Source organism: Micromonospora aridisoli, assembly GCF_056150025.1.
The window spans coordinates 12,369-31,579 of the sequence record NZ_JAXCFK010000020.1 but is presented as its reverse complement, the minus strand read 5'-3'; the positions used below and the strand labels follow the sequence as shown (position 1 = coordinate 31,579).

The window sequence follows — 19,211 nt, the reverse complement described above, 5'->3', positions numbered from 1 at the left end:
CACCCCTCTTTGTCAGGGCCTCAGGAGGACGGGGTGTGCGCGACGACGATGATCATCCCTTGTGCCTGTTCCTGGGCCAGCATCCGCCGCCAGCCCTGTTCGAGTTGCGCATCGGTGAGGCCCGGCGCCTCCGTGGTGCCGTTGAGGATCGGCCCGAAGACGCCGAGGATCTGCTCCACTTCCGGCGGCACCGGGTGTTCGCGGGCGTACCGCCGCAATTCGAGGTAGGTCCACATGCCGGTGTACTTCACGTGGTCGGTGATGTCGGTAAGTTCGTCGAGCACGATTCCGGCCTGCGACGCGAACGCCTCGTAGTCCGCGGCCCGGATCGGAGCGGCGGACCGCCAGGAGTCGTACACGTTGATCAAGGTCTGGTCAGGACGCCCGTGCGGCCCGTCCTTGGCCGTGAAGTCGGTCAGTACGATGCGCCCGCCGGGGCGTACCACCCGGGCGATCTCCCGCAGCGCCCCTACCCGGTCGTGCACGTGGACGATCGACTCCAGGGCCATAGCGTGGTCGAAGGAGTCGTCGGGGAACGGCATCACGAGCATGTCGGCCCGCTGGAAGCTCACCCGATCGGACACCGCCTCGACGCGGGCCCGGTCGTTGGCCAGACGCACGTCCTGCTCGCTGATCGAGACCCCGACGAGCTCGGCACCACTGACCTTGGCCAGTCGTACGCCCGGGCGGCCCGGACCGCAGCCGACGTCCAGCACCCGCTCGCCCGGGCTCGCGGCGACCCGCTCGATCATCATGTCGGTCAGTCGGACGCTGGCCGTCTCGAAGTCGCTGTCATCGTCCGGCCCGGTCCAGTAGCCGTAGTGCATCGCGCCACCCTGGACCTGGGCGAGGATAGCGTTCACCTGATCGTAGAACGCCCCGACGGACTCCGGCGTCGGCACCTTGAAGTCAACGCTCATCGCTGTTCACCGCTTCCTGCTCGTCGGGATCTGCCGTGCTCCGTGCGGCCCTCGCGCAGCGCAGGGCCAGTTCACCGGCTGCGCAGGCCGCCTTCAGTTCGTCGCGTGCTGGTGGGTCCAGCCGTCGCGCCGCCCCGGCGCGGGTGGCGTCGACGACTCCGCTGGCCTGGTCGAGCCACCGCCGGTCGGCCGCCACCCCGAGGTAGGACGCCAGCCTGCTGAACTCGGCACGGGGATCGGCGAGCAGGTGCTCATAGCGCACGTCGAGCCGATCCCTCTGATCTACCTCGGACAGTTCAAGGACGCCGTGTCGGATCATCTCGGACCAGAACTCGCCGAAGTCGCGCAGCGGCAGGTCCACGCTCATGATCGACTCGGGTCTGAAGTCTCTACGGAAGAACCGCTGATACTCAGGGGGCAACCGGGTGAGATGGTTCCTGACCAGACCGGGCACCGGCACTCCGGCCACCCGAGCGGCCACCCGGGGCAGCATCATCAAGCGGAATCCGTAGTGGCGACTCATGGACAGCGCGCAGTCTGCGCCGTCGCGGAACATGTGGACGAACCGAGCCTCCGGGAACATCGTCCGCATGCGGTGCACGTAGCGCAGTGAGGTGCCGGATCGCTCGACGACGACGCTGCGGCCGAACCGATCGGCGAGCCAGGCGAACAGGTCCCGGTAGTGCCGCACGACGGGACGTCGTGGCCAGGACGGAAGCTCGCTCTCCAGTTCGTCGAACAACAGGTCGGGCTCGTCGGTGAGCGCCGGTAGGGTCATGTGGCAGATGGCGGGCACGCCGGAAGCCGGGTCGAACCGCCCAGTCTCGTAGGGGTAGCGCTGCTCCGGCGTCCGCAACCCGTTCCGCACCATCGCGTCGACCTTGGGATCGGGTGCACTGAGCAGGTGCCAGAACTGACGTCCGTCGAGCGGTTCGGCCGGGAAGGCCCGGTTACTCAACGAGGCGAACAGCTCGCTGAGGCTCAGGACATCCGGATGGGCGCTCAAGGCCCCGCTCAGCATCGTCGAGCCGCATCGGCCGGTACCCACGACGAGGGTCAGGGACATCGTTCCTCCTCGGGGCTACGGTCGCTCATACGTCCGAGGTCGCCCATTGGTCTCCGACAGGTCGACGCTCGTCAGGCGGGCAGCAGCGACCTGAGCGCCGTCGCGGCGGACCACCGGGGCGAGGCATCGGGCACGCTCGGCCACCTCGGGCTGGAGGGCTCGGTCGAGCGCGCGCGTCAGCGAACCGGTGGTCATCGGCGTCCTGGACGCGTGCCCGGTTCCGACGCCGAGTTCGTCGACGCGTCGTGCCCAGTAGTGCTGGTCGTACATCTGCGGTACGACTACCTGAGGGGCGCCGGCCAGGGCGGCCAGAGTCGTGGTGCCCGCGCTGCCGACATGCACGACGGCCGCTACCCGCCGGAACAGTGCCTGCACGTTGGTTTCACCGATGGTCAGGTAGTCAGGCCCGCCATCCGGCAGCTCCAACCCGGCCCAGCCGCGCGAGACGACCGCGCGGCGGCCGAGCGCACAAGTGGTCTGGACGATCACCGGGCCGAGGTCGTCCTGGACACCGAGGCTGCTGCCGAAGCCGAAGTAGATGGGCGGTTCACCGGCGTCGAGGAACTCCTCCAGCTCAGCAGAGAGCGGACGCTCGTCCGGCAGGATCCACGCGCCGGGCTGAAACACCGTCTCGTCCGCAGGGTCGGGCCACGGCACCAGCGTCGGGTCAGCGGGCAACCAGGGCCGTGCGGTGAAGACATGGCTGCGTACGTCGTCCAGCGCAGCCAGCCCCGCTGCCGCCCGGTGGGAGTTCAGCACAGCGCGGTACATGTCGTTCAGGTGCTCCGCGTCACGAGCCCACAGCTCACGGGGGTCTGCCTCGGTATCCAGCGATACGTGGACTGGCAGTGGCTGTGGCGGCGGAGCGTGGTGCGGCGACGGCAGCATGTTGGGGCTGTACACCGCGAAGACGTAGGGAATTCCCACCATCTCCGCCACCGAGCTGACCGCCGTCAGCTGCGGGTTGGCCGAGACCACGATGTCACAGCCGCGAGCAGCCTCCGGCAGCTTCTCGAACTGGGCAGCCACCTGCGCCGCTGCCATTGGCCGCAGCTGCTCGACGGTGAAGGGGACCTGCGGTGGAACCATGGCCCTACGCATCGGAGGGCCGATGGGAGTGGCCTCGAAGCCGAGCTCACCGAGCCAGTCCTGGAAGTCGGGCGGCACACACATCCGTACCTCGTGACCAAGCGCCCTCACCTGCGTCGCCAGCGCCACCAACGGTTGGACGTCACCTCGCGATCCAATCGTCGTCAGCAGTACGCGCACGCGATTTCCCCATTCCGAGCGGAGCCGGCAAAGAAAAGAATCTCATTGACGATCGGCAGTGCCACGGTAACGAGACCGATTCATGAGGTCAAGCGCGGAGGCGGGAGGAGAAAGCGTACCTCCGTTTTGGGCTCCGGTTTAACATTGAGGTCCGGCGACGGCGAAGACCTTCGACGACTTCCGAGACCATCCCCGTCTTTTGGTTAGAGCTGAAAGTGGGTGCCACCCACCGGGGCCAATGCACCGGCACCCGGACCGCTCTTTTGGCCACCACTAAAAACGTCCGGTTCACCGTCGTTCGCCGAGTAGTGTCGGGAAACGCTGCATCCAGGTGCCGTGCCACAGTCAGGAGAAACCATGAGCACTGAGATACAGGTCCGGACCGAGGCCGCGGCATTTCAGGACGCGGCATACCAGAACGTAGACTTCGGCAAGCCAGACCTTCTGGCCCGCAGAATCCACCGGGAAGCTGTGGGCGGGTACTGGGACGAACTCGGTGAGCTTCAGCTCGAGTTCCTCAAGCAACAGGGGCTCAGATCAGATCACCGGTTCCTCGACGTGGGATGCGGCTCGTTGCGCGCCGGCCGCCTGATCGCCACCTATCTCGACCCGGGCAACTACTACGGCATCGACATCAACCGCAGCCTGCTTGTGGCGGGGTATGACCACGAACTCGACGACGCGGGCCGGACGCGGCTACCGAGGGCCAACCTTCGGGCCACGGACAGGTTCGACGCCGACTTCGGTGTCGAGTTCGACATGGCGATCGCCCAGTCGGTCTTCACCCACGTCTCGCTCAACTGGATGCGGCTGTGCCTGTACCGGATGGCGAAGGCCATGCGACCGGGTGGCCGCTTCTACGTGACGTTCTTCGAGCAACCCGAAACCTTCCCGCTCGACAAAGTCTCCTGGTCCGGCCGGCTGTTCACTGAGCGCAACGCCTACTGGTACTACCAGGACGATCTGCGCTGGGCGGCCAGCCGCGCCCCCTGGTCCTTCAGGTACATCGGCGACTGGGGGCATCCCCGAGGGCAACGGATGGTCGAGTACACTCGCCTCGGCCGCCAACCCAGCAGCTCAGCCGGTGCGGAATGACTTCCTCGCCGAGCCGATCGCCGATATGCGCCTGCAGACCGCGATCATCTCGGTGTTGAGGCTGACCCCAGTCCGCGTACTCGGCCCATAGGTCGAAGTGCTTCGCCAACCGGCCCGCCAGGTCGAAGACCAGATCATCAAGGTCCAGCCGGTATGCCTGCCGAACCGCCGCGCAGAGGGTGGCGCGTTCGGCGTGGAACCAGTCCAGAGCATCGATCTCCCCGAACTGGGCAAGCATCCAGTCCACCGGACCGCGGGGTGCGGGACCATCGGTCGGCTCACGACGGGAGCCTGGAATGCGTTCAGCCATCCGCTCGGCGAGGGCGAGCCAGCCACGGAGGCCCTGGGAAAGTGCGTGCATGCGGCGGTCCGCGGGCTCCTCGACCTGGGCGCGTTCGAGCGCGAACAGCCGTACCAGATCATGGAAGCGGTAACGGGCCTGCCCGATCGAGTCGGTGCCGGCGGTGGCCAGCAGTTGGGCGTCGACCAATGCCTCTGTCTGCTCGGCAGCGCGCTCGGGTGGGCAACCGAGCACAGTGGCGGCCACCCACACCGGGAAGTCGGGTACCTCCAAGAGGCCGAGCAGTCGGAACAGCTGTCCCTGCTCATCTTCAAGGTCTCGATAGCTCAACTCGAGCGACGATCGGACGGCGAGGTCACCAGCGGACAGCTGATCCAGCCGCTGGGCTTCATCGCCGAGCATCGCGGCGAGGTGCGCGAGCGGCCACGACGGTCGGGCCGCCAGCCGCGCAGCGGCGACGCGGACCGCAAGCGGCAGGTTCCCGCAGAGGTCGGCGATCTTGGTGGCCTCCCCGGACTGGCTGTCCACCCTGCGCTGGCCGCTGACACTGCCGAGCATGCGGAGCGCGTCCAGGCGCGAGAGCATGCCGAGCTCGACGTGCCGCGCGCCTTCGAGTCCGGCCAGCCGCGCGCGGCCCGTGACCACGACCGCGCATGTCCCGACACCGGGTAGCAGCGGCCGGACCTGCTCCTCGGACCGGGCGTTGTCGAGCACGACTAGGACCCGCCTCCCGGCTAGTCGCATCCGATACACCTCGGCTCGTTCGTCCGGGTCGTCGGGAATCGCCCGACCATGCATGCCGAGGGCACGCAGGAAGCGACTCAACACGTCGGCGGGATCAAGTGGGCTCGCCTCTGCACCACCCAGATTGACCCACAGTTGGCCGTCCGGATAGGACGGTGCGGCAAGGTGAGCGACGTGTGTGGCGAGCGCTGTCTTGCCGATTCCGGCCATGCCGCAGATCGCCAAGATCGGAAGCGGCCGGCCGGCTCCTTCGTGGTGCTCACCGCGGGTGAGATGGTCGGTCAGGAGACGCACCTCTGCCGTCCGGCCGGTGAAATCCGCAAGATCAAGCGGCAGCATGGTCGGAGTCGGCCAGTTGGCGAGCGGGTTGGGCCAGATCGCATCCTGCTCCGGCTGCACGAGCCGGTCCGTCGGGGCTGGCTGGCCCGGTTCATCGCCGGTGCTCGCCGTCCGCGCGGCCAGCGCGTCACGAGCCGCGGTCCACTCCCCGGCCTGTACGTCATCGAGTCCACAGGCGAGCACGAATGGTGCGACGAAATCCCGGCGTGGCAGCTTTGACCGGCTCAAAACGGAACCGATGGTGCTTGCTGGCAGTGGGCGCCCTGCCCGCACCGCGTTCGCGGCGAGTTGCCGGAAGGTCATTCCCGACCACAAACGCAGCGCCTTCAACGCGGCGACAAACTCGATCGGTGAGGTCGCTTCGTCCGGCGTCGGCGGGGCGCCACGAGCTTTCATGGCCGACCTCGAAGGCCCCGTGCGCCACCGCGTGTTTGGCATAACCCCGAACGCCGCGACGCCAGGTCATCGCGATCTACTGTCGCCCTGCGGCTCGCCTGCGCCATCCGCGCCCCCCGTCATTGACCGGCCCAGACCCCGACCTCGCCCTGACGACATCGATGCTACCCGATCACCCTGACTGTCGGGTCAGACCACTGTGGATGATCGCCGAAGCGTTGCGCTGCCATCCATCCCGCCCGACGCCCACCGCCGATGCAGAGCCCGGTCAGCGAACGCCTGTGTTCGAGTTTGTTCGGAACACACTGCCGTTCTTGAACGACGCCGCACACCGTGCTGACATTGGTCTATAGCTCCCAGCTTGTTCCTGCTCTTTCTGGACGTGCGAAGGGACGGCTCACCTGCCGGTGGCCGTCCGACCGCTTCATAGCAGACTGTGTTCGGCAAAGCCGGTTCGATATCAGCAGGCGGTATCGAGGACCACGATCAGTCACAACTGTGTGGTGGCCGCCGCCACCGTGCCCACGATCAGCGCGACGCAACGGGGGAAGCCATGCGAATTGTATTTTCGGCCAAGGGCTTAGCGCGCGTGCGGCTGCTCGGCGCCCACAGCCCTGTTTCCGAGACACTGTTCGCCGCGCGATTGTTCAATCGGCATGTCGAGGCCGCAGTATTTGACGTCTGGCGACGGTCGGTGCGGATCAAGGTTGGGCACCGCATGAACCTGGTCGGCTCGGTGGCGCATTCGATGCAACCGTCCGCCGAACTGTTTCGGCTGCCGGTCAACGAGTTCGATACGAGCGCCGCAGCCGTGCACCACCCAGGCGAGTCAGCCCCGGCGGTGAGCACCCTGCTGCGGCGATTCCACGACACAGCCATGGCCCCGTACCGGCAAGCCCTCTCCAGCTTCCTGGAGGACGACCGGGCGACCCGCGCAAGCATCATCCTCGGGCACGGTGTGGACGGCTTCCTCCGCAGCCTGCATCCACTCGTGTCCTGGCAGTTCCCCGTCCTCGAGATTCCCAACGGCTCCGACCGCACGATCCGGATCGACGAGCAGGGCCTCCTGGTGACGCCCTCGGTCTTCTACTTCGGTCGGCCTGATGTCTTCGAACCCAGTTCCATCGACGACCCCAGTCCGCCGGTGCTGGTCTACACGCCACCCATCTCGTCAGAGGTGGCCAACCGCTTGTGGGACACCGGGGCCCACAAGGAGCGCGCCCTGGCCGCGCTGCTTGGCCGGACGCGCAGCAAGCTTCTGGCGGCTCTGGCCGGCAGCCCGACCACCACCGAGCTCGGTCGGCGCCTCAGCGTGTCCGCTGCCTCGGTCAGCCAGCACACCGGTGTCCTGCGCGAGGCTGGCCTCATCACCACCCACCGGCGACAGAACACCGTGCGGCACACTCTGACCCCGCTGGGCGCGGCGCTCGTCAACCGCGGCTCGTCGCTCGAAAACGCTCCCGCCGGCCCCGCAGCCGTCACGATGTCGGTGCAACCACGGAACGGCCTTGCTTGAGAGCCTGCGTGAGAAGGCTCATCCGCAGCGAGGCGAGTCCCAGCACAGCATCCTGATATCACCCGTCACGCAAGGCCGTGAGGTCCGTGACGGGCAGGATCCGACAGCTGTGCCGGCAAGAGGTCCACATCAACCTGCCGCTCGACGTCCTGCTCCGCCGGCTCAACTCAGCGATCTGGGAGCAGGCGAAGGCCCGTGGCCTGAACCCGGCGATCCGGCCAGAACGGAACGTCGTCGCCGGGCTGCGTGATCTGACCAACGCGCTGGTCGAACAGGCAGACCAGGCCGATGCCGAAGCCGACGACGAGGACTGACACGGCAATGAGCCCCGGCCACGAACACGACGAGGCGATCCGGAAACTGATCGCCAGCACCGGGCAGGTCGGGCGGGTCTCCGGCAGCGAACCGTTCTGCTCCGGCTGCAGGCAACCGGTGGCCGCAGCGACGCGGTTGGCCGGTTGTGCCGCGGCTGGCTACGCCGTGGCAGGACACCGTCTCGGCGGAGCGGCCCGGCTGGCGGATGCGAGCGGCGAACCTACGCGGCCGCACCGACGACGGCCTCGATCGCGACGAATTCGCCTTCGCCGTCGACTACCAGCTGTGCCGTCGATGCCGGATCGGCTGGGTGGAGCAGCCCCACACCCAGCCCGCCTACCGGTGGCATGGCCTCTCCGCCGCAGGCATGGCAGCACTACGCGAGGAGAACCCCAGCTTCACCTGGCACACCCTGGGGCGGGCACATCGACGGCTCCCCGCCCTTCTGGAACACCATCGGCACCGACACTCCCGGCAGCTATCGGCCGCGCACCGTATGCGAGCACGTCACCGCAGGCGGCCAACGGCGCGCTCACCCACCCCACCGGCGACCCGACGCCCAGCTCCGGGCCGGTCGGCCGCTTTTCGGCGTAGCTAAGGCTCGCCCCATCCCGCAGGGACTGACTCAGGCCAGCACGCCCACGGCGGTCATGGTAAGCGCCGATCGAACTGCGCCGCAGATGGCCAATGTATCGATGCGGAACTCGGACCCACGGGTGCACGCCCAGCTGCCCGTACCAACAGGCTGCAGTATCAGCGCATGCGCACTCGATGGCGCACCGATGCGGAAAATCTGTGTCCGAGGATCGACACAAACCGATACTCAACGTGGGATTCGGCTTACCGGTGCTATCCCACTCGACTGAAGATCAGCCTACTGACGGGTCCCGAGCCAGGCGCTCGGGACCCGTCTTTACGCGCGAGCCCCCTCAGCCGGACGCACCTCCACGACCCGACGCGGTGCGCCCTCATGCCGATGACCGGATGTAGGGGATTCAACCGGACGGAAGTGCCGAGCAGCGACGGATGTACGGGCCGCTCGGCGATGCGGTTGTCGGTGCTTCGTCGCGACGAGGCAGCCGGTCAGGCTCAGGCAGGGAATGAAACAATGCCGGCAATGCGCCAAACACGAGCAGAAGGCCGCCCAACTCGCTGATCCCGACCCATGCGATGTCGTCATGCTCCTCAGGTGCGCGGTTGGTGGGAGAGCCGACCCAGTCTCTGATTTGCCAGACGCCCACGTGGACGGCGTCCTCGCCACTGCCGGCATGCAGGTCGCCCAACCGTGACGAGGACTCCGCCACAATGTGCACCCCTAGCTCCTCGTGCATCTCACGCGCGAGGGCCTGTAGTTCCGACTCACCCGCTTCGACGTGCCCCCCGGGCAGATCCCAGAGGTCCGGGTATGCCCGGCGGGTCGGGCTGCGGTGTACCAGCAGGACCACGCCGTTCTTCACGAGTGCGCCGCAAACGACGACATGCATGACGGGATTGGAGCACAGGGATAGGACAAGCTCGCTCCAGCCAGAGGGCACGCGCAGACATCCGGCTCTGCCGCCGTCCGGGCGTCACAGCACGTGACGAAGGAACGACGGACAGGGGGGCACGTTCGTGCCGATGAGCGTGCGTTGCGCCGAGGCAGGGGTGGTGCTGGCCGCGCGGTGAAGCGAGCTTCTACACGAGGCCGGGCTTGACCGCGATCCATTCGCGCAGTTGGTCGGCGAGCCGTTCATCCTGGACCTCGTCCAGATGCCATTGAGCAGCATTGACCAGGTTTTTCGCAAGGCGGGATAGGCGTATCTGCGTTGGGTCGAGTCCGTGTAGGTCTCGGCGGGCGTCGAGCATGGGCACCTGGTCCCGACCAACCGGGATGGCGTCAAGGCAGGCCCGGACGATGTCATCAGCGGACGGCAGCAGATCCGGAAAGTCGGCCCCCGCGCGTCGCATGTCAGCCGTGAAGTAGGCCACCTTCTCGGCGCTTTCGGCTCGGGTGAAGACACCCCGGGCCTGTCCCTGGCGCAGCAGCCATAGCCTCAGCTCCACCCAGTCGGCCCGGCGACCTGGTTGGTGGCGAAGGAGTTGGTCGATGACCAGCAGCAGATACAGCCACCAGTTGACCCGTGCGCTCGATGCCGGCTGGCGGCGGTCCAGCCAGTCCCTACGCTGGTTGTCGTCGAGCCGCAGCAGATGAGCCAGCCCATTAGTGATGGCCTGACGCTGCGCACCGAGACCCGCGGCCGCTACGGCCTCGGGAGGTTGCCGCCCACTGATCGACCAGACGTCGCCAGCGTCGATCACCTCCCCGTCTGGAGTGGGGGCGACCACGAGGGACACCCGCGACTCGGCAAGCCAGTACCGCCGGAAGTCGCCGTCAGACTCTTGAGTGATCTCGTCGAGTCGATAGCCGAGCCGCTCCAATTCGGCGTTCAGGCGCGCGAACCCCAGGTGTCGACCGAACGGCCCGTACCGTTGGACGAGGCCCCCGGTGACATCGACAGACGCCAAGCGGTGCACGTGCACGGTGAAGCCCGTCGCATGCCAGGGATCGGATCCGGACCGACGCGCCCAAGAGAACTCCACCAGACCGTAGTCACGCCGCATCACCGCGCGGCCGCGGTCCTCGACGAAGTCAGTACCGATCGCGTGAGCTACGCCGTCCGGCGAGTCGATCACGCCCACTCCGAGCACGGCGCCACTGACGACCACATCGACGAAGAAGTCCAGATCAGCCACCCGGCAAGCGTGACCAAGCAACCGCCGCGACGCAAACACCAAACGGCCACCCAACGACCGATCTCCGGCCCGTCACGCATGCGCATCCGCACATGCCGCCGTCAGGGCGTCGTACGGGGAACGGTGGCGACAGGCGTGGTCGTGCCGAAAGTAGTGCGCCGCTTCGGATGCCAACGTTCGAAGAGATCACTGCATGGCGGTGGTTGGTGGGTGATCGAACGAGACCGGGCAGCGGAAGATGTACAGGGCATAGCCCCGGCCGATGGAAACGTCGGTGGGGTTGGGTGAAGCCTGCGCCGGTTCTTCCATCGGCCGCCAGCTGCCGCCCGACCCGTGCCACTCGCTGGAGTCGACGGTGACCAGCAGCGTCATCGCGGTGCCACATTCCGTGCAGCTCACCGGATGCGGGTCGGTCAGCGACCAGTTCGCGAAGCCGCCCACCTTCCAGCCCGGCGCCAGTGACAGGTCGAACTGATAGTTGATTCCCTCCTGGTCGTCAGCTCCCTCTTCGGTCTCCTCCTCCCAGGTGGTGATTCGGGCGTCGAGTTCCTCGGGCAGCAGTCCGCCGTACTGGTACTCGCGAATCTGTTCCGGGTACACGTTGCAGGGAGTCGCCAGATAGGAGTCGTTGACGACGGGGGGTTCGGGAGCCGTGGCCAAGGGCCGTTTGACGTCGGCGCTGCGCCGCCAGTACAGCCGTACCCGCGGGTTGTAGCCCTCCTCGGGGTGGTCCAGCGGGCACCACAGCACCTGCAACAGATCGGCGTCGTCCGGGCCGGCGAAGTCGGGAACGTCCCGGCGGTACAGCTGCGTCACCGGAACCAGCGAGATCGGCTGGTCCACCAGGCTGTGCGGCTCGGAGGAGTCGAGTCCTGGCAGCTGAGCTCGCTCCTCGTCAGTCAGGGCGTAACGAGTGCCCGTCGCGTCGGCACGGGCCTGCGCTGCCGCGTAGATCTCCCGGCTGCGGCGGGTCGTCGACGGCGTCTGGAGCCGGAAAATGTAGTGGGCGTCGCCATCTGTGCACACTGGCCACGCCTCATCGGCCGGCCAGAGCAGCGGGCCACCCACCGAACTATCGGCGACCGTCGGCCTACCAGGCCGGGGATGCAGCCGCGTGGCCGTCGCCGAGTGCTCCTTCAACTCAGGGAAGAGCTCCGCAATGTCCAGCGGCCGCGGTGACGTAGTGCGAGTCATGGCCGATGATCGTAACGATCAGATACGACCGTTCATGTGGTCCGCCCAGCCTAGACTCGGCGTCCGCAGCTACCCGGATCTGCCGCCGATGGTGTGCCGTTGGCCGTTGCCCCTGTGGCGCTCGCTTAGGTGGTCGGGCTCCATACCCATGGGGTGGCGGTAGTGACCGGTTGTAGACCCAGACGCTGGAGGATGGGTCGGCTGTCCTTGGACGCGTCGACCAGGAGGTAGGTGATCCCCCGGTCGGCGGCGATCTGCGCGCGGCGGGCGACCAGAGCGCGGTAGATGCCCTTGCCTCGCCATTGTCTGAGCGTCGAGCCGCCCCACAGGGCGGCGAACTCCGTACCGGGAAAAATAACCAGCCAGGCCGCCGATACGACTTCGCCTGCGGCCTCTGCGAGGAGCACGACGATGTTCTCCGGGGTCGAGGAGATGCGGTCAGCCAGGTCATCGGCCAGCCAGGACCAGTCGGTGTCCCAGACCTCGGACTCCATGGCCGCGATCCGATGCAGGTCGGCCAGTTCCGTCGTCGCGCGGACCGTGATGCCGTCGGTGGCTTCACCGGCAGCAGTCAGGTTGGTTGTCACCCCGATGACGACGGTTTCCTCGTTCTCCGGCGCGAATCCGGCCAGTCGTAGCCGCTCGGTGAGATCCCGCCGGTCGTGGCCGTACGTCCGCCTGGCCGCGCGCGGCGCTGCGGTCGCGCACTCGACCGATGAGCGCCTCCAGTTCCTCGACAGTGAGTCCGTCGAGGTCCGCAGCGAAGGCGAACCCTCGGCCGGGGGTGGCGACCTGCAGGACCGGTCCGTCCCATGACGGCTTCCACCTGTTCGGCAGCCGCGAAGCGATGGTGCCCCGCACCTGCCGGTCATGCAAGGCGAGAAGTTCGCTACGAGTCAGCATCACGACGGACGATCTCATCGGCGCACCGTGTCCGACAAGCCGTTTTGCCCATCCTCATCCGCTGACCGGTCGCCACCGTACGTGGCCAGGGAGGGCAGAACCAGCGCTCAGCCGAGTTGTGGTGCGGTTGACGTCGGTCGCGCATTCCGTGTTGTAGTGCCGCCACGACTGCCGCCCTCTCCCGCCGGTTCGATTCGTTTCTCGGGACCTGGCCATGATCAAGGCCGGCTCAACCGTTGGCATCGTCCGGATGGAGGGCTCTGCGCAGCGGACTCAGGCAGCGGTTGCGGCGATGGCCGCGTACCTGCGGTCCGGGCGGTCCGGGAATTGCTGTTGCAGGCGCTGGAGTTCGGTGAAACCGGCCTTGGTCAGGCGGGCGGAGAACTCGTCAGCCGGCCAGCGGTACGCGGTGAGGACCTTGTGGTCGAACTCGGCCACCTCGTCGTCGCTGTCGAAGAAGCCGATCACCAACCTCCCGGACGGGGTCAGCATCCGACGGAACTCGGTCAGCACGCGGCCGAGTTCCGGTGGCGGCAGATGAATTGTCGAGTACCAGGAGAGGACGCCGGCCACCGAATGGTCGGGGACGTCCAGTTCGGTCATCGAGCCGAGCCGGAACGCCGCTCCGGGGAAGTTCGCGCGGGCGTGGTCGATGAACTCGGGGACCAGGTCGACGCCGGTCACGTCGGCGCCGAGCGAATGCAGGTAGGCGGCCCAGTGGCCAGGACCGCAACCGAGGTCGAGCACCGTGCCGTCCAGGCCGGCGAGGTGGCCCCGGATGAGCGCCGCGTCGCCGGGGGCCTGCCAGCCACCATCGAACAGCGCGATGTACCGGGCTGACATGGACGAATAGGCATCACGTACCGGCTGGTTGCTCACGGCGACACCTTAGGCCCGGCGCACCGATGCTCAAGCACGGTTGAGTACGGCACCTCGCGCGGAGGACGAGCCCGTACGAACTCGACCGACACCCCAGCTACTCCCCCGCCGCCTGCAGAACCCCTCGACGCACAGCCAGCGCTCGCGGCTTGCCGATGAGCGGGACGCAGCGGATTCAATCACACGAAATCACCGAGCCGCGATGCTCGACGGGCCGCTCGGCGATGCGGTTGTCCGTGCTTCGTCGCGACGAGGCAGCCGGTCAGGCTCAGGCGGGCAAGGAAGCAACGCCGTCAGGTCGCCGTTCACGAGCGGAAGGCCGCCCAGCTCGTTGATCCCGACCCATGCGATGTCGTCATGCTCGTCCGGTGCACGGTTGGTGGGAGAGCCAACCCAGTCTCTGATGTGCCAGACGCTGACGTGAACGGCGTCTGCACCGCTGCCGGCGTGCAGGTCGCCCAACCGTGACGAGGACTCCGCCACAATCCGGACACCGATTTCCTCGTGCATCTCACGTGCGAGGGCCTGTAGTTCCGACTCACCCGCTTCGACATGCCCCCCGGGCAGATCCCAGAGATCCGGGTATGCCCGGCGCATCGGACTGCGATGCACCAGCAGGACCGCGCGGTTCTCCACGAGCGCGCCGCAGACGACGACATGCATGCCGGGATTAGAGCACAAGGGGAGGACGAACCCGCTCCGGCCGAAGGGGATGCACACACGTCCGGATGTCTGCCGCTTCAAGCGTGTAGGCAGGCTGCGTACCGTCGCCACCGGTAACCGAGCCTCGCCGGGCGGACGTTCGGCTCTGCCGAGGAGGATGCGTCGATCTCGAGGTCGTTACGCTCCTGTGAGTGAGCTACGACCTGTACTTCTGGCCGTCCGGGGCGACAGAGAATCCCCGCCGGCTGGCTGATCGGCTCGCGGACGAGAAGGCCGACGCCCTGGTAGCGGACGAGCGCGTTCTGGCTTTCCGCGCCGAGCTGCTACGCCGCTGGCCGGACCTTGCCGACATGATCGCTCCATGGCACCACGACCTGGGTTGGCGGCAGCCATGGGGCCGTACTGACCTCGCCGATCGATTTGTCGGGGTGACTCTGCCCCACGGTTGGCACGGCACCAGCGCACTGCCGTTTCTGGCCGGTGCGTACGGGCTCGACTCGTACGACCCGCAATCGGAACAGTTGCTGACGGCGCGGCCGCTGCCGCAGGACAGCACGGTCCGAAACGAGGTTATGGCGCAGGTCGAGGGATGGGTGACCGAGGAACACGTCGTGCAACTGCTCCGGCAGATCAGCTCCTACATCGGCTACACATATGACGACCTGGACGAGGCAGCACTGACCGGCGCGCTCGATGACACGAACGACGAGGCGGCCGACGGCTGGTTCGACTACCCGCTGGCAGGCACGCCCCCGCTGGTCATCCGGCTGGCGCAGCCACCGGGTAGCGCAGTGGTCAGTGTCCGCATCGAAGGCACCATGGACCTGGTCCTGGCCACCCGGATAGAGACTCTGCTGGACCTGCTGTAACGACTCGCAGAGCAACAAGCCGTACAGGTCCGGATCTGCCGTCGTCGGGGTGTTCAGTGGGGGAACGCGCGGGGGACGCGCGCGCTGAGGAGTTCGTCGCGGAACGTTTGGATGCGCGTGATGACCTGTCGCCTGCCGACGGTGTTCTCGATGCGGTCGAGGTAGAGGCATCGGGCGGCGAGTTTGTCGAGGCTGACGGTGAAGTAGATCGCCATCAGCGGGTTGACGAACAGGTCGCCGCCGCCGGTGCGCCGGGTGAAGCGGACGTCTCCGAACGCGCCGCTGGTGGCGGCGGCGATCTGTCCTTGGACGATGCTGGGCCGGTCCGGGGTGGCGGCCTGGGCGTCGGCGACAGCATCGCGGTACAGCGTCGCCTCCCGGCTCGATCCGGGGATGGACAGGGCACCGAGGTAGCCGCCGTCACGGTCGAGTGCGGCGAGGTTCTCCAGCACTTGAACGTGGTTGACGCCGTCGTAGGCGTCGATACCGAAGCCGAGACTGGCCACCAGCTTGACCGGCACGTCCAGCGCGGCCACGGCGGCCAGACTGGTGATGTCCTCCACCGGGGTGCCGAGATCGCCCTCGTCGCCGCGTAGCAGGACATCGGTGCCGCCATCGACCAGCACCACCGCATCGATGTTGAGGTGTTCGACCAGGTATCGGTACGCCGCCCGCAACGGCTGGACACCGAGCGGCGGAAAGGCGTACACGGTCGACGGCAGCTCCTGAGCCGCCAGCCACCGGGCGAGCGTCCGTTCGGGGAAGTACCAGTCCGGGCTGGTGGTGTCCGGCTGCACTGCCGCGACGTGCTCCGCTACCCACGCGTCACGGTCGATCAACTCCAGCTGGGAGAAGGACAGGTTGGCCAGGTGCACCTGCGCGCCGCGGTGCCACAGAGCGAACGCCAAGGGCAGGCCGGCGTACACGTCGAACCCACCGCCCGCTCCGGCGATGAGGATGCTCCGCGCCGGAGCCAGGGCGGCAAACAGCGGCGGAACGGCCAACGAGAACACACCCGGGTCGCCCGGCAGCACGGCAGGGTTCAGCACCGCTCAATGATCAACCACGCCCGTACTGTCCAAGCCACCTGGCCCACCGCGACCGGCAACAGCGACCGGGTGCACGCACATGCCGCCATCCGCGTTCTGCGATCAGGGTGGTCGCTGCGGGCAGCTGGGCCGGGCGGAGCGGGCTCCCCGAGCGGTCCCCTTTGGATCTAATGGTGGTTGGTCATCTTCGGTTGCCGTGGACGGTTGTCGGCGCTTGGGCCAGCAGCCGGGGGGTCATCGTGTTTGGGATGATCTCGGCATGTCGCAGAGGTGGTCGACGCTTCGGGAAATCGAGGAAGCGCTGGTGCGATGTGAGCAGGATCTGGGCTGGGAGAGGCCGGTGCTGCATGGCGTCGGCTTCATTCCTCGCGTCATCGAGCACGGCTTGGACGCGACGATCGCCTCCGTCGTTCTAGAGCGGGAGATCGGGTTCGTGCGGGTCAACGCGCGAGAGGACGTGCTGTCGGCTGCAGTGCTGGCCACGGTCACGGGTTGGCGTGGTGGCAGCGGCTCGGTGCGGCTGGGGCAGGCGCAGCTTGCGGAGGCGATCGGGATGTTGGCGCCGGCCGAGGCATGCCGGGAGGTCGAGCATCCGAACCTGCGGATCTGGCGTGAGATCCAGGGCTGGGAGTGGGACGACGATCCGCTGATCGTGGTCTTCGACGCCGACCCGGATGCACCGAGCGACGATCCCTATGTGATCGCGTTGCGGGAGGTGGTCCTGTCGGGCCGGCAGTCGGTGCCCTCCGGCGAGGTCCGAGTGTGGCCCACACCAGGCACTGACGGGCATCGTCTGCAGCAGGTCTGGGAGACCCGTTGGCCGCAGGTCGCACCCATCAGTCATCACCTCAAGCGGCTGGATGACCAGTGGGTGCGATTGCATAGCCTGCCTGATTCAAAGCGCTACGCCGAAAGCGAGTCCGAGTACGCCACCATCCTGCACCGGCACAACACCATTCTCGATGAACTTCGCGGCGATACCACTGACCTGCTCGTGATCACGCTGGAAGTAGCGTTCACGCCAGTGCCACGACGTCGAACGCCGATCCTGCATGATCTGCTACCGGACGGCGAATGCTGGTCGGTGCTGTCCTGGCCAGACCTCGATCCCGAACTTGCCTTCGCCCACACCTACGTCAACCGCGTCGCCTGGAAGCCCGGTCGCCTCGATCGACTGCTTCGTGAAGTCGCTGACGACCGGATCGCTCATGTGATCATCGCGCCGCCCGACCTGGCCTGGCTCTACGCGCCCTACGACGGTGGCGCGGACGCGCTGCTGGCGAACACCGCACAACGCGACGTCCTACGTCACCGTCATCGCCAATGGCTGTCACGCCACCCCGCCGGACTCTGACCCCCACCAGCCGCTCGGCCACCCATCGGACGTATTGTCATGCCGCGAAAGCGCTCGTCACTAAAGGCGGCGGTGTGCGCCGGCCGCTGGTATCCAACGTCCATGAACACCTGATTGATCAGCCCATCCAGCAAGAGCCAGTCGATCAGGTGCCCCGCGACGCCTCCGACGTGCCGGGCCGGGGTACCAGGACCACAACCGCGGTTTCGGATGACCGCCGCGCTGCGTAGCCATCGAGGTTCTTGTCGATCTCACGCCAGCGGGCCCACAGCCGCGACCGTTCGTCGCCTGTCGCAGCACGCCCACGCACCGGCCGCGGCCCGTCGACCAGGTCAACGGTCGCGTCCGGGTGCGCCTGCAGATTGAGCCACCAGGCCGGCTCGGGCTCTCCCCACCCGTTCATGGCCAGCGAGACCAGATTCCCGTCGTCCTCGAAGTACCCGAGGATCACGCTGCGCTGCTGGCCGGTGCGACGCCCGACGGTGGTCAGGCGCAGCATCCCGTACCGGTTGCCGCGCGGACGCGACAGTCCGACCCGGCCGCCGGAACGCCGGAACACGCCCCGATGAGCCGACCAGAACAGCCGAATGAACCAACGGGGCGGCAACCACGGCTTCTTCGCAGGGCCCAGCTCCGACTCGGTCACTTGCCCATCGTATTGGCCGCTGTCACGCATGAACGGCAGCCAGCGGCAGGCCGGTAGCGCCGAACGGCTCTGCTGACAGCCGGCCTGCCCACCCTATCCAGTCAACGTCCGCTCGTAGCCGCGATCCGAGCGCATCGACTCGGGTCTACTTGATAGCCCAGCGTGAGCTGTGGCGAGAGGCCGCTGCGTCCGCAGCCGCCGACGGAGCCGAAGTGGCGGACATCCCGGCCTGTGTACGTCGGGCGTACCTGGCTCCGCGCGGGAACGAGGACACCGACACCAGCTGTTGGTGCTGCGCAACGTGCCGGAGGCCGGCGAGCTACGTCGACCGTTTGTCCGTTCGTGGTGATGTGGGGTGCAGCAGGCGGCGGGCCAGTCGGTGGGTTTCGTCGGACGGTTCTTCGTCGATGGTCTGTAGCGCCTGGGTGAGTGCGGTGAGTCGTGTTCGCACGGCTGCGGTGTCGCCGGTCTGGCCGTGGGCGGTCATCGCGAGGCGGGCGATCTCCTCGTTGATGGGGTCGATGGTGCATGCCGTGTCGAAGAGGTGGCGGGCGCGGGCGGGATCTGTGTCGGCGACCAGGACGGCGAGGCGGGCGTGGATGTTGACGCCGACTTGTCGGCAGGTGTGTTGCGGGCCGTCGGACCATTCGAAGTCGTGGTGGAGCAGGCCGCCCCAGTTGCTGACGGCTTCCTCGAGCGCCTCCCGTTGGGCTTGTGGGTCAGTGGTGCGTCCGGCGCGGCTGGTGGCGTCGAGGACTCGCCACCAGTCGATGTCGAGGAGTTGGGGGTCGAGGTAGTAGCGGCCGCCGGGGTTGACCACCGGTTTGAAGGTGTGGGTGTTGTCGCCTGGGGTGAGTCCGGCGGCGGTGGTGAGCCGGTTGCGAAGGTTGGCGACGTTGGTGGAGAGGCGGTCGCGGGCGCGGCGGGGTGTGACGTCGGGGGTCATGGCGACTTCGATGT

At 67.3% G+C, this 19,211-nt stretch carries 18 protein-coding genes; 5 read left to right on the top strand and 13 right to left on the bottom strand.

Going from position 1 to position 19,211, the window contains the following annotated elements; all coding sequences use genetic code 11:
- Positions 1 to 20 precede the first annotated feature (20 nt).
- From SM447_RS27665 to SM447_RS27655, 3 genes are read right to left on the bottom strand one after another with little or no spacing between them, the layout of a single operon-like run.
- Complete coding sequence (locus SM447_RS27665; protein ID WP_474575817.1) at positions 21 to 920, bottom strand: SAM-dependent methyltransferase; 900 nt, start codon at positions 918 to 920, stop codon at positions 21 to 23.
- Entirely contained in the window at positions 910 to 1,986 is a 1,077-nt protein-coding gene (locus SM447_RS27660; RefSeq protein ID WP_474575816.1) for a sulfotransferase, read from the bottom strand. The genes SM447_RS27665 and SM447_RS27660 overlap by 11 nt, the downstream gene beginning before the upstream one ends.
- Before the next feature lie 15 nt (positions 1,987 to 2,001).
- On the bottom strand, positions 2,002 to 3,255 hold the full coding sequence (locus SM447_RS27655; RefSeq protein ID WP_474575815.1) for a glycosyltransferase: 1,254 nt from the start codon (positions 3,253 to 3,255) through the stop codon (positions 2,002 to 2,004).
- A 357-nt stretch (positions 3,256 to 3,612) separates the two neighbouring features.
- On the opposite strand from SM447_RS27655, the gene SM447_RS27650 reads away from it, so the two are divergent.
- On the top strand, positions 3,613 to 4,350 hold the full coding sequence (locus tag SM447_RS27650; protein WP_474575814.1) for a class I SAM-dependent methyltransferase: 738 nt from the start codon (positions 3,613 to 3,615) through the stop codon (positions 4,348 to 4,350).
- Here the strand turns inward: SM447_RS27650 and SM447_RS27645 are convergent.
- On the bottom strand, positions 4,253 to 6,130 hold the full coding sequence (locus tag SM447_RS27645; RefSeq protein WP_474575813.1) for an NB-ARC domain-containing protein: 1,878 nt from the start codon (positions 6,128 to 6,130) through the stop codon (positions 4,253 to 4,255). The genes SM447_RS27650 and SM447_RS27645 overlap by 98 nt on opposite strands.
- A 436-nt stretch (positions 6,131 to 6,566) precedes the next feature.
- On the opposite strand from SM447_RS27645, the gene SM447_RS27640 reads away from it, so the two are divergent.
- Both SM447_RS27640 and SM447_RS27635 read left to right on the top strand, forming a co-directional pair.
- Positions 6,567 to 7,646, top strand: coding sequence for an ArsR/SmtB family transcription factor (locus tag SM447_RS27640; protein ID WP_474575812.1), 1,080 nt, complete (start codon positions 6,567 to 6,569; stop codon positions 7,644 to 7,646).
- Between the two features lie 86 nt (positions 7,647 to 7,732).
- Positions 7,733 to 7,960, top strand: a complete 228-nt coding sequence (locus tag SM447_RS27635; protein WP_474575811.1) for a hypothetical protein — start codon at positions 7,733 to 7,735, stop codon at positions 7,958 to 7,960.
- Positions 7,961 to 8,956: 996 nt separating this feature from the next.
- On the opposite strand, the gene SM447_RS27630 is transcribed toward SM447_RS27635, so the two are convergent.
- The 6 genes from SM447_RS27630 to SM447_RS27605 all read right to left on the bottom strand — a co-directional run bounded on the left by SM447_RS27630 (position 8,957) and on the right by SM447_RS27605 (position 14,333).
- The gene (locus SM447_RS27630; RefSeq protein ID WP_474575810.1) at positions 8,957 to 9,445 is read right to left on the bottom strand and encodes an NUDIX domain-containing protein; all 489 of its coding nucleotides are present in this window, start codon (positions 9,443 to 9,445) and stop codon (positions 8,957 to 8,959) included.
- Between the two features lie 190 nt (positions 9,446 to 9,635).
- Positions 9,636 to 10,694 (bottom strand): hypothetical protein, encoded by a 1,059-nt coding sequence (locus SM447_RS27625; protein ID WP_474575809.1) that lies wholly within the window; start codon positions 10,692 to 10,694, stop codon positions 9,636 to 9,638.
- 186 nt (positions 10,695 to 10,880) lie between these two features.
- Entirely contained in the window at positions 10,881 to 11,720 is an 840-nt protein-coding gene (locus SM447_RS27620; RefSeq protein ID WP_474575808.1) for a hypothetical protein, read from the bottom strand.
- Positions 11,721 to 12,013: 293 nt separating this feature from the next.
- Positions 12,014 to 12,475 carry a GNAT family N-acetyltransferase gene (locus SM447_RS27615; protein WP_474575807.1) on the bottom strand — a complete coding sequence of 154 codons (462 nt, stop codon included), beginning with the start codon at positions 12,473 to 12,475 and terminating at the stop codon, positions 12,014 to 12,016.
- A 589-nt stretch (positions 12,476 to 13,064) separates the two neighbouring features.
- Entirely contained in the window at positions 13,065 to 13,670 is a 606-nt protein-coding gene (locus SM447_RS27610; protein WP_474575806.1) for a class I SAM-dependent methyltransferase, read from the bottom strand.
- Positions 13,671 to 13,859: 189 nt separating this feature from the next.
- Positions 13,860 to 14,333, bottom strand: coding sequence for an NUDIX domain-containing protein (locus tag SM447_RS27605; protein WP_474575805.1), 474 nt, complete (start codon positions 14,331 to 14,333; stop codon positions 13,860 to 13,862).
- A gap of 191 nt (positions 14,334 to 14,524) precedes the next feature.
- Here SM447_RS27605 and SM447_RS27600 point away from each other — a divergent pair, with 191 nt between their 5' ends.
- Entirely contained in the window at positions 14,525 to 15,202 is a 678-nt protein-coding gene (locus SM447_RS27600; protein WP_474575804.1) for a hypothetical protein, read from the top strand.
- 53 nt (positions 15,203 to 15,255) lie between these two features.
- On the opposite strand, the gene SM447_RS27595 is transcribed toward SM447_RS27600, so the two are convergent.
- Positions 15,256 to 16,251, bottom strand: a complete 996-nt coding sequence (locus SM447_RS27595) for a DUF1152 domain-containing protein (protein ID WP_474575803.1) — start codon at positions 16,249 to 16,251, stop codon at positions 15,256 to 15,258.
- A gap of 259 nt (positions 16,252 to 16,510) precedes the next feature.
- On the opposite strand from SM447_RS27595, the gene SM447_RS27590 reads away from it, so the two are divergent.
- Positions 16,511 to 17,605: a DUF3885 domain-containing protein gene (locus tag SM447_RS27590; RefSeq protein ID WP_474575802.1), complete on the top strand. Its 1,095-nt coding sequence runs from the start codon at positions 16,511 to 16,513 to the stop codon at positions 17,603 to 17,605.
- 145 nt (positions 17,606 to 17,750) lie between these two features.
- Here the strand turns inward: SM447_RS27590 and SM447_RS27585 are convergent, their stop codons facing one another.
- Positions 17,751 to 18,251 (bottom strand): nitroreductase/quinone reductase family protein, encoded by a 501-nt coding sequence (locus SM447_RS27585; protein ID WP_474575801.1) that lies wholly within the window; start codon positions 18,249 to 18,251, stop codon positions 17,751 to 17,753.
- A gap of 319 nt (positions 18,252 to 18,570) precedes the next feature.
- A complete protein-coding gene (locus SM447_RS27580; protein WP_474575800.1) occupies positions 18,571 to 19,197 on the bottom strand; it encodes an AfsR/SARP family transcriptional regulator in 627 nt (208 codons plus the stop codon).
- Positions 19,198 to 19,211: the final 14 nt, after the last annotated feature.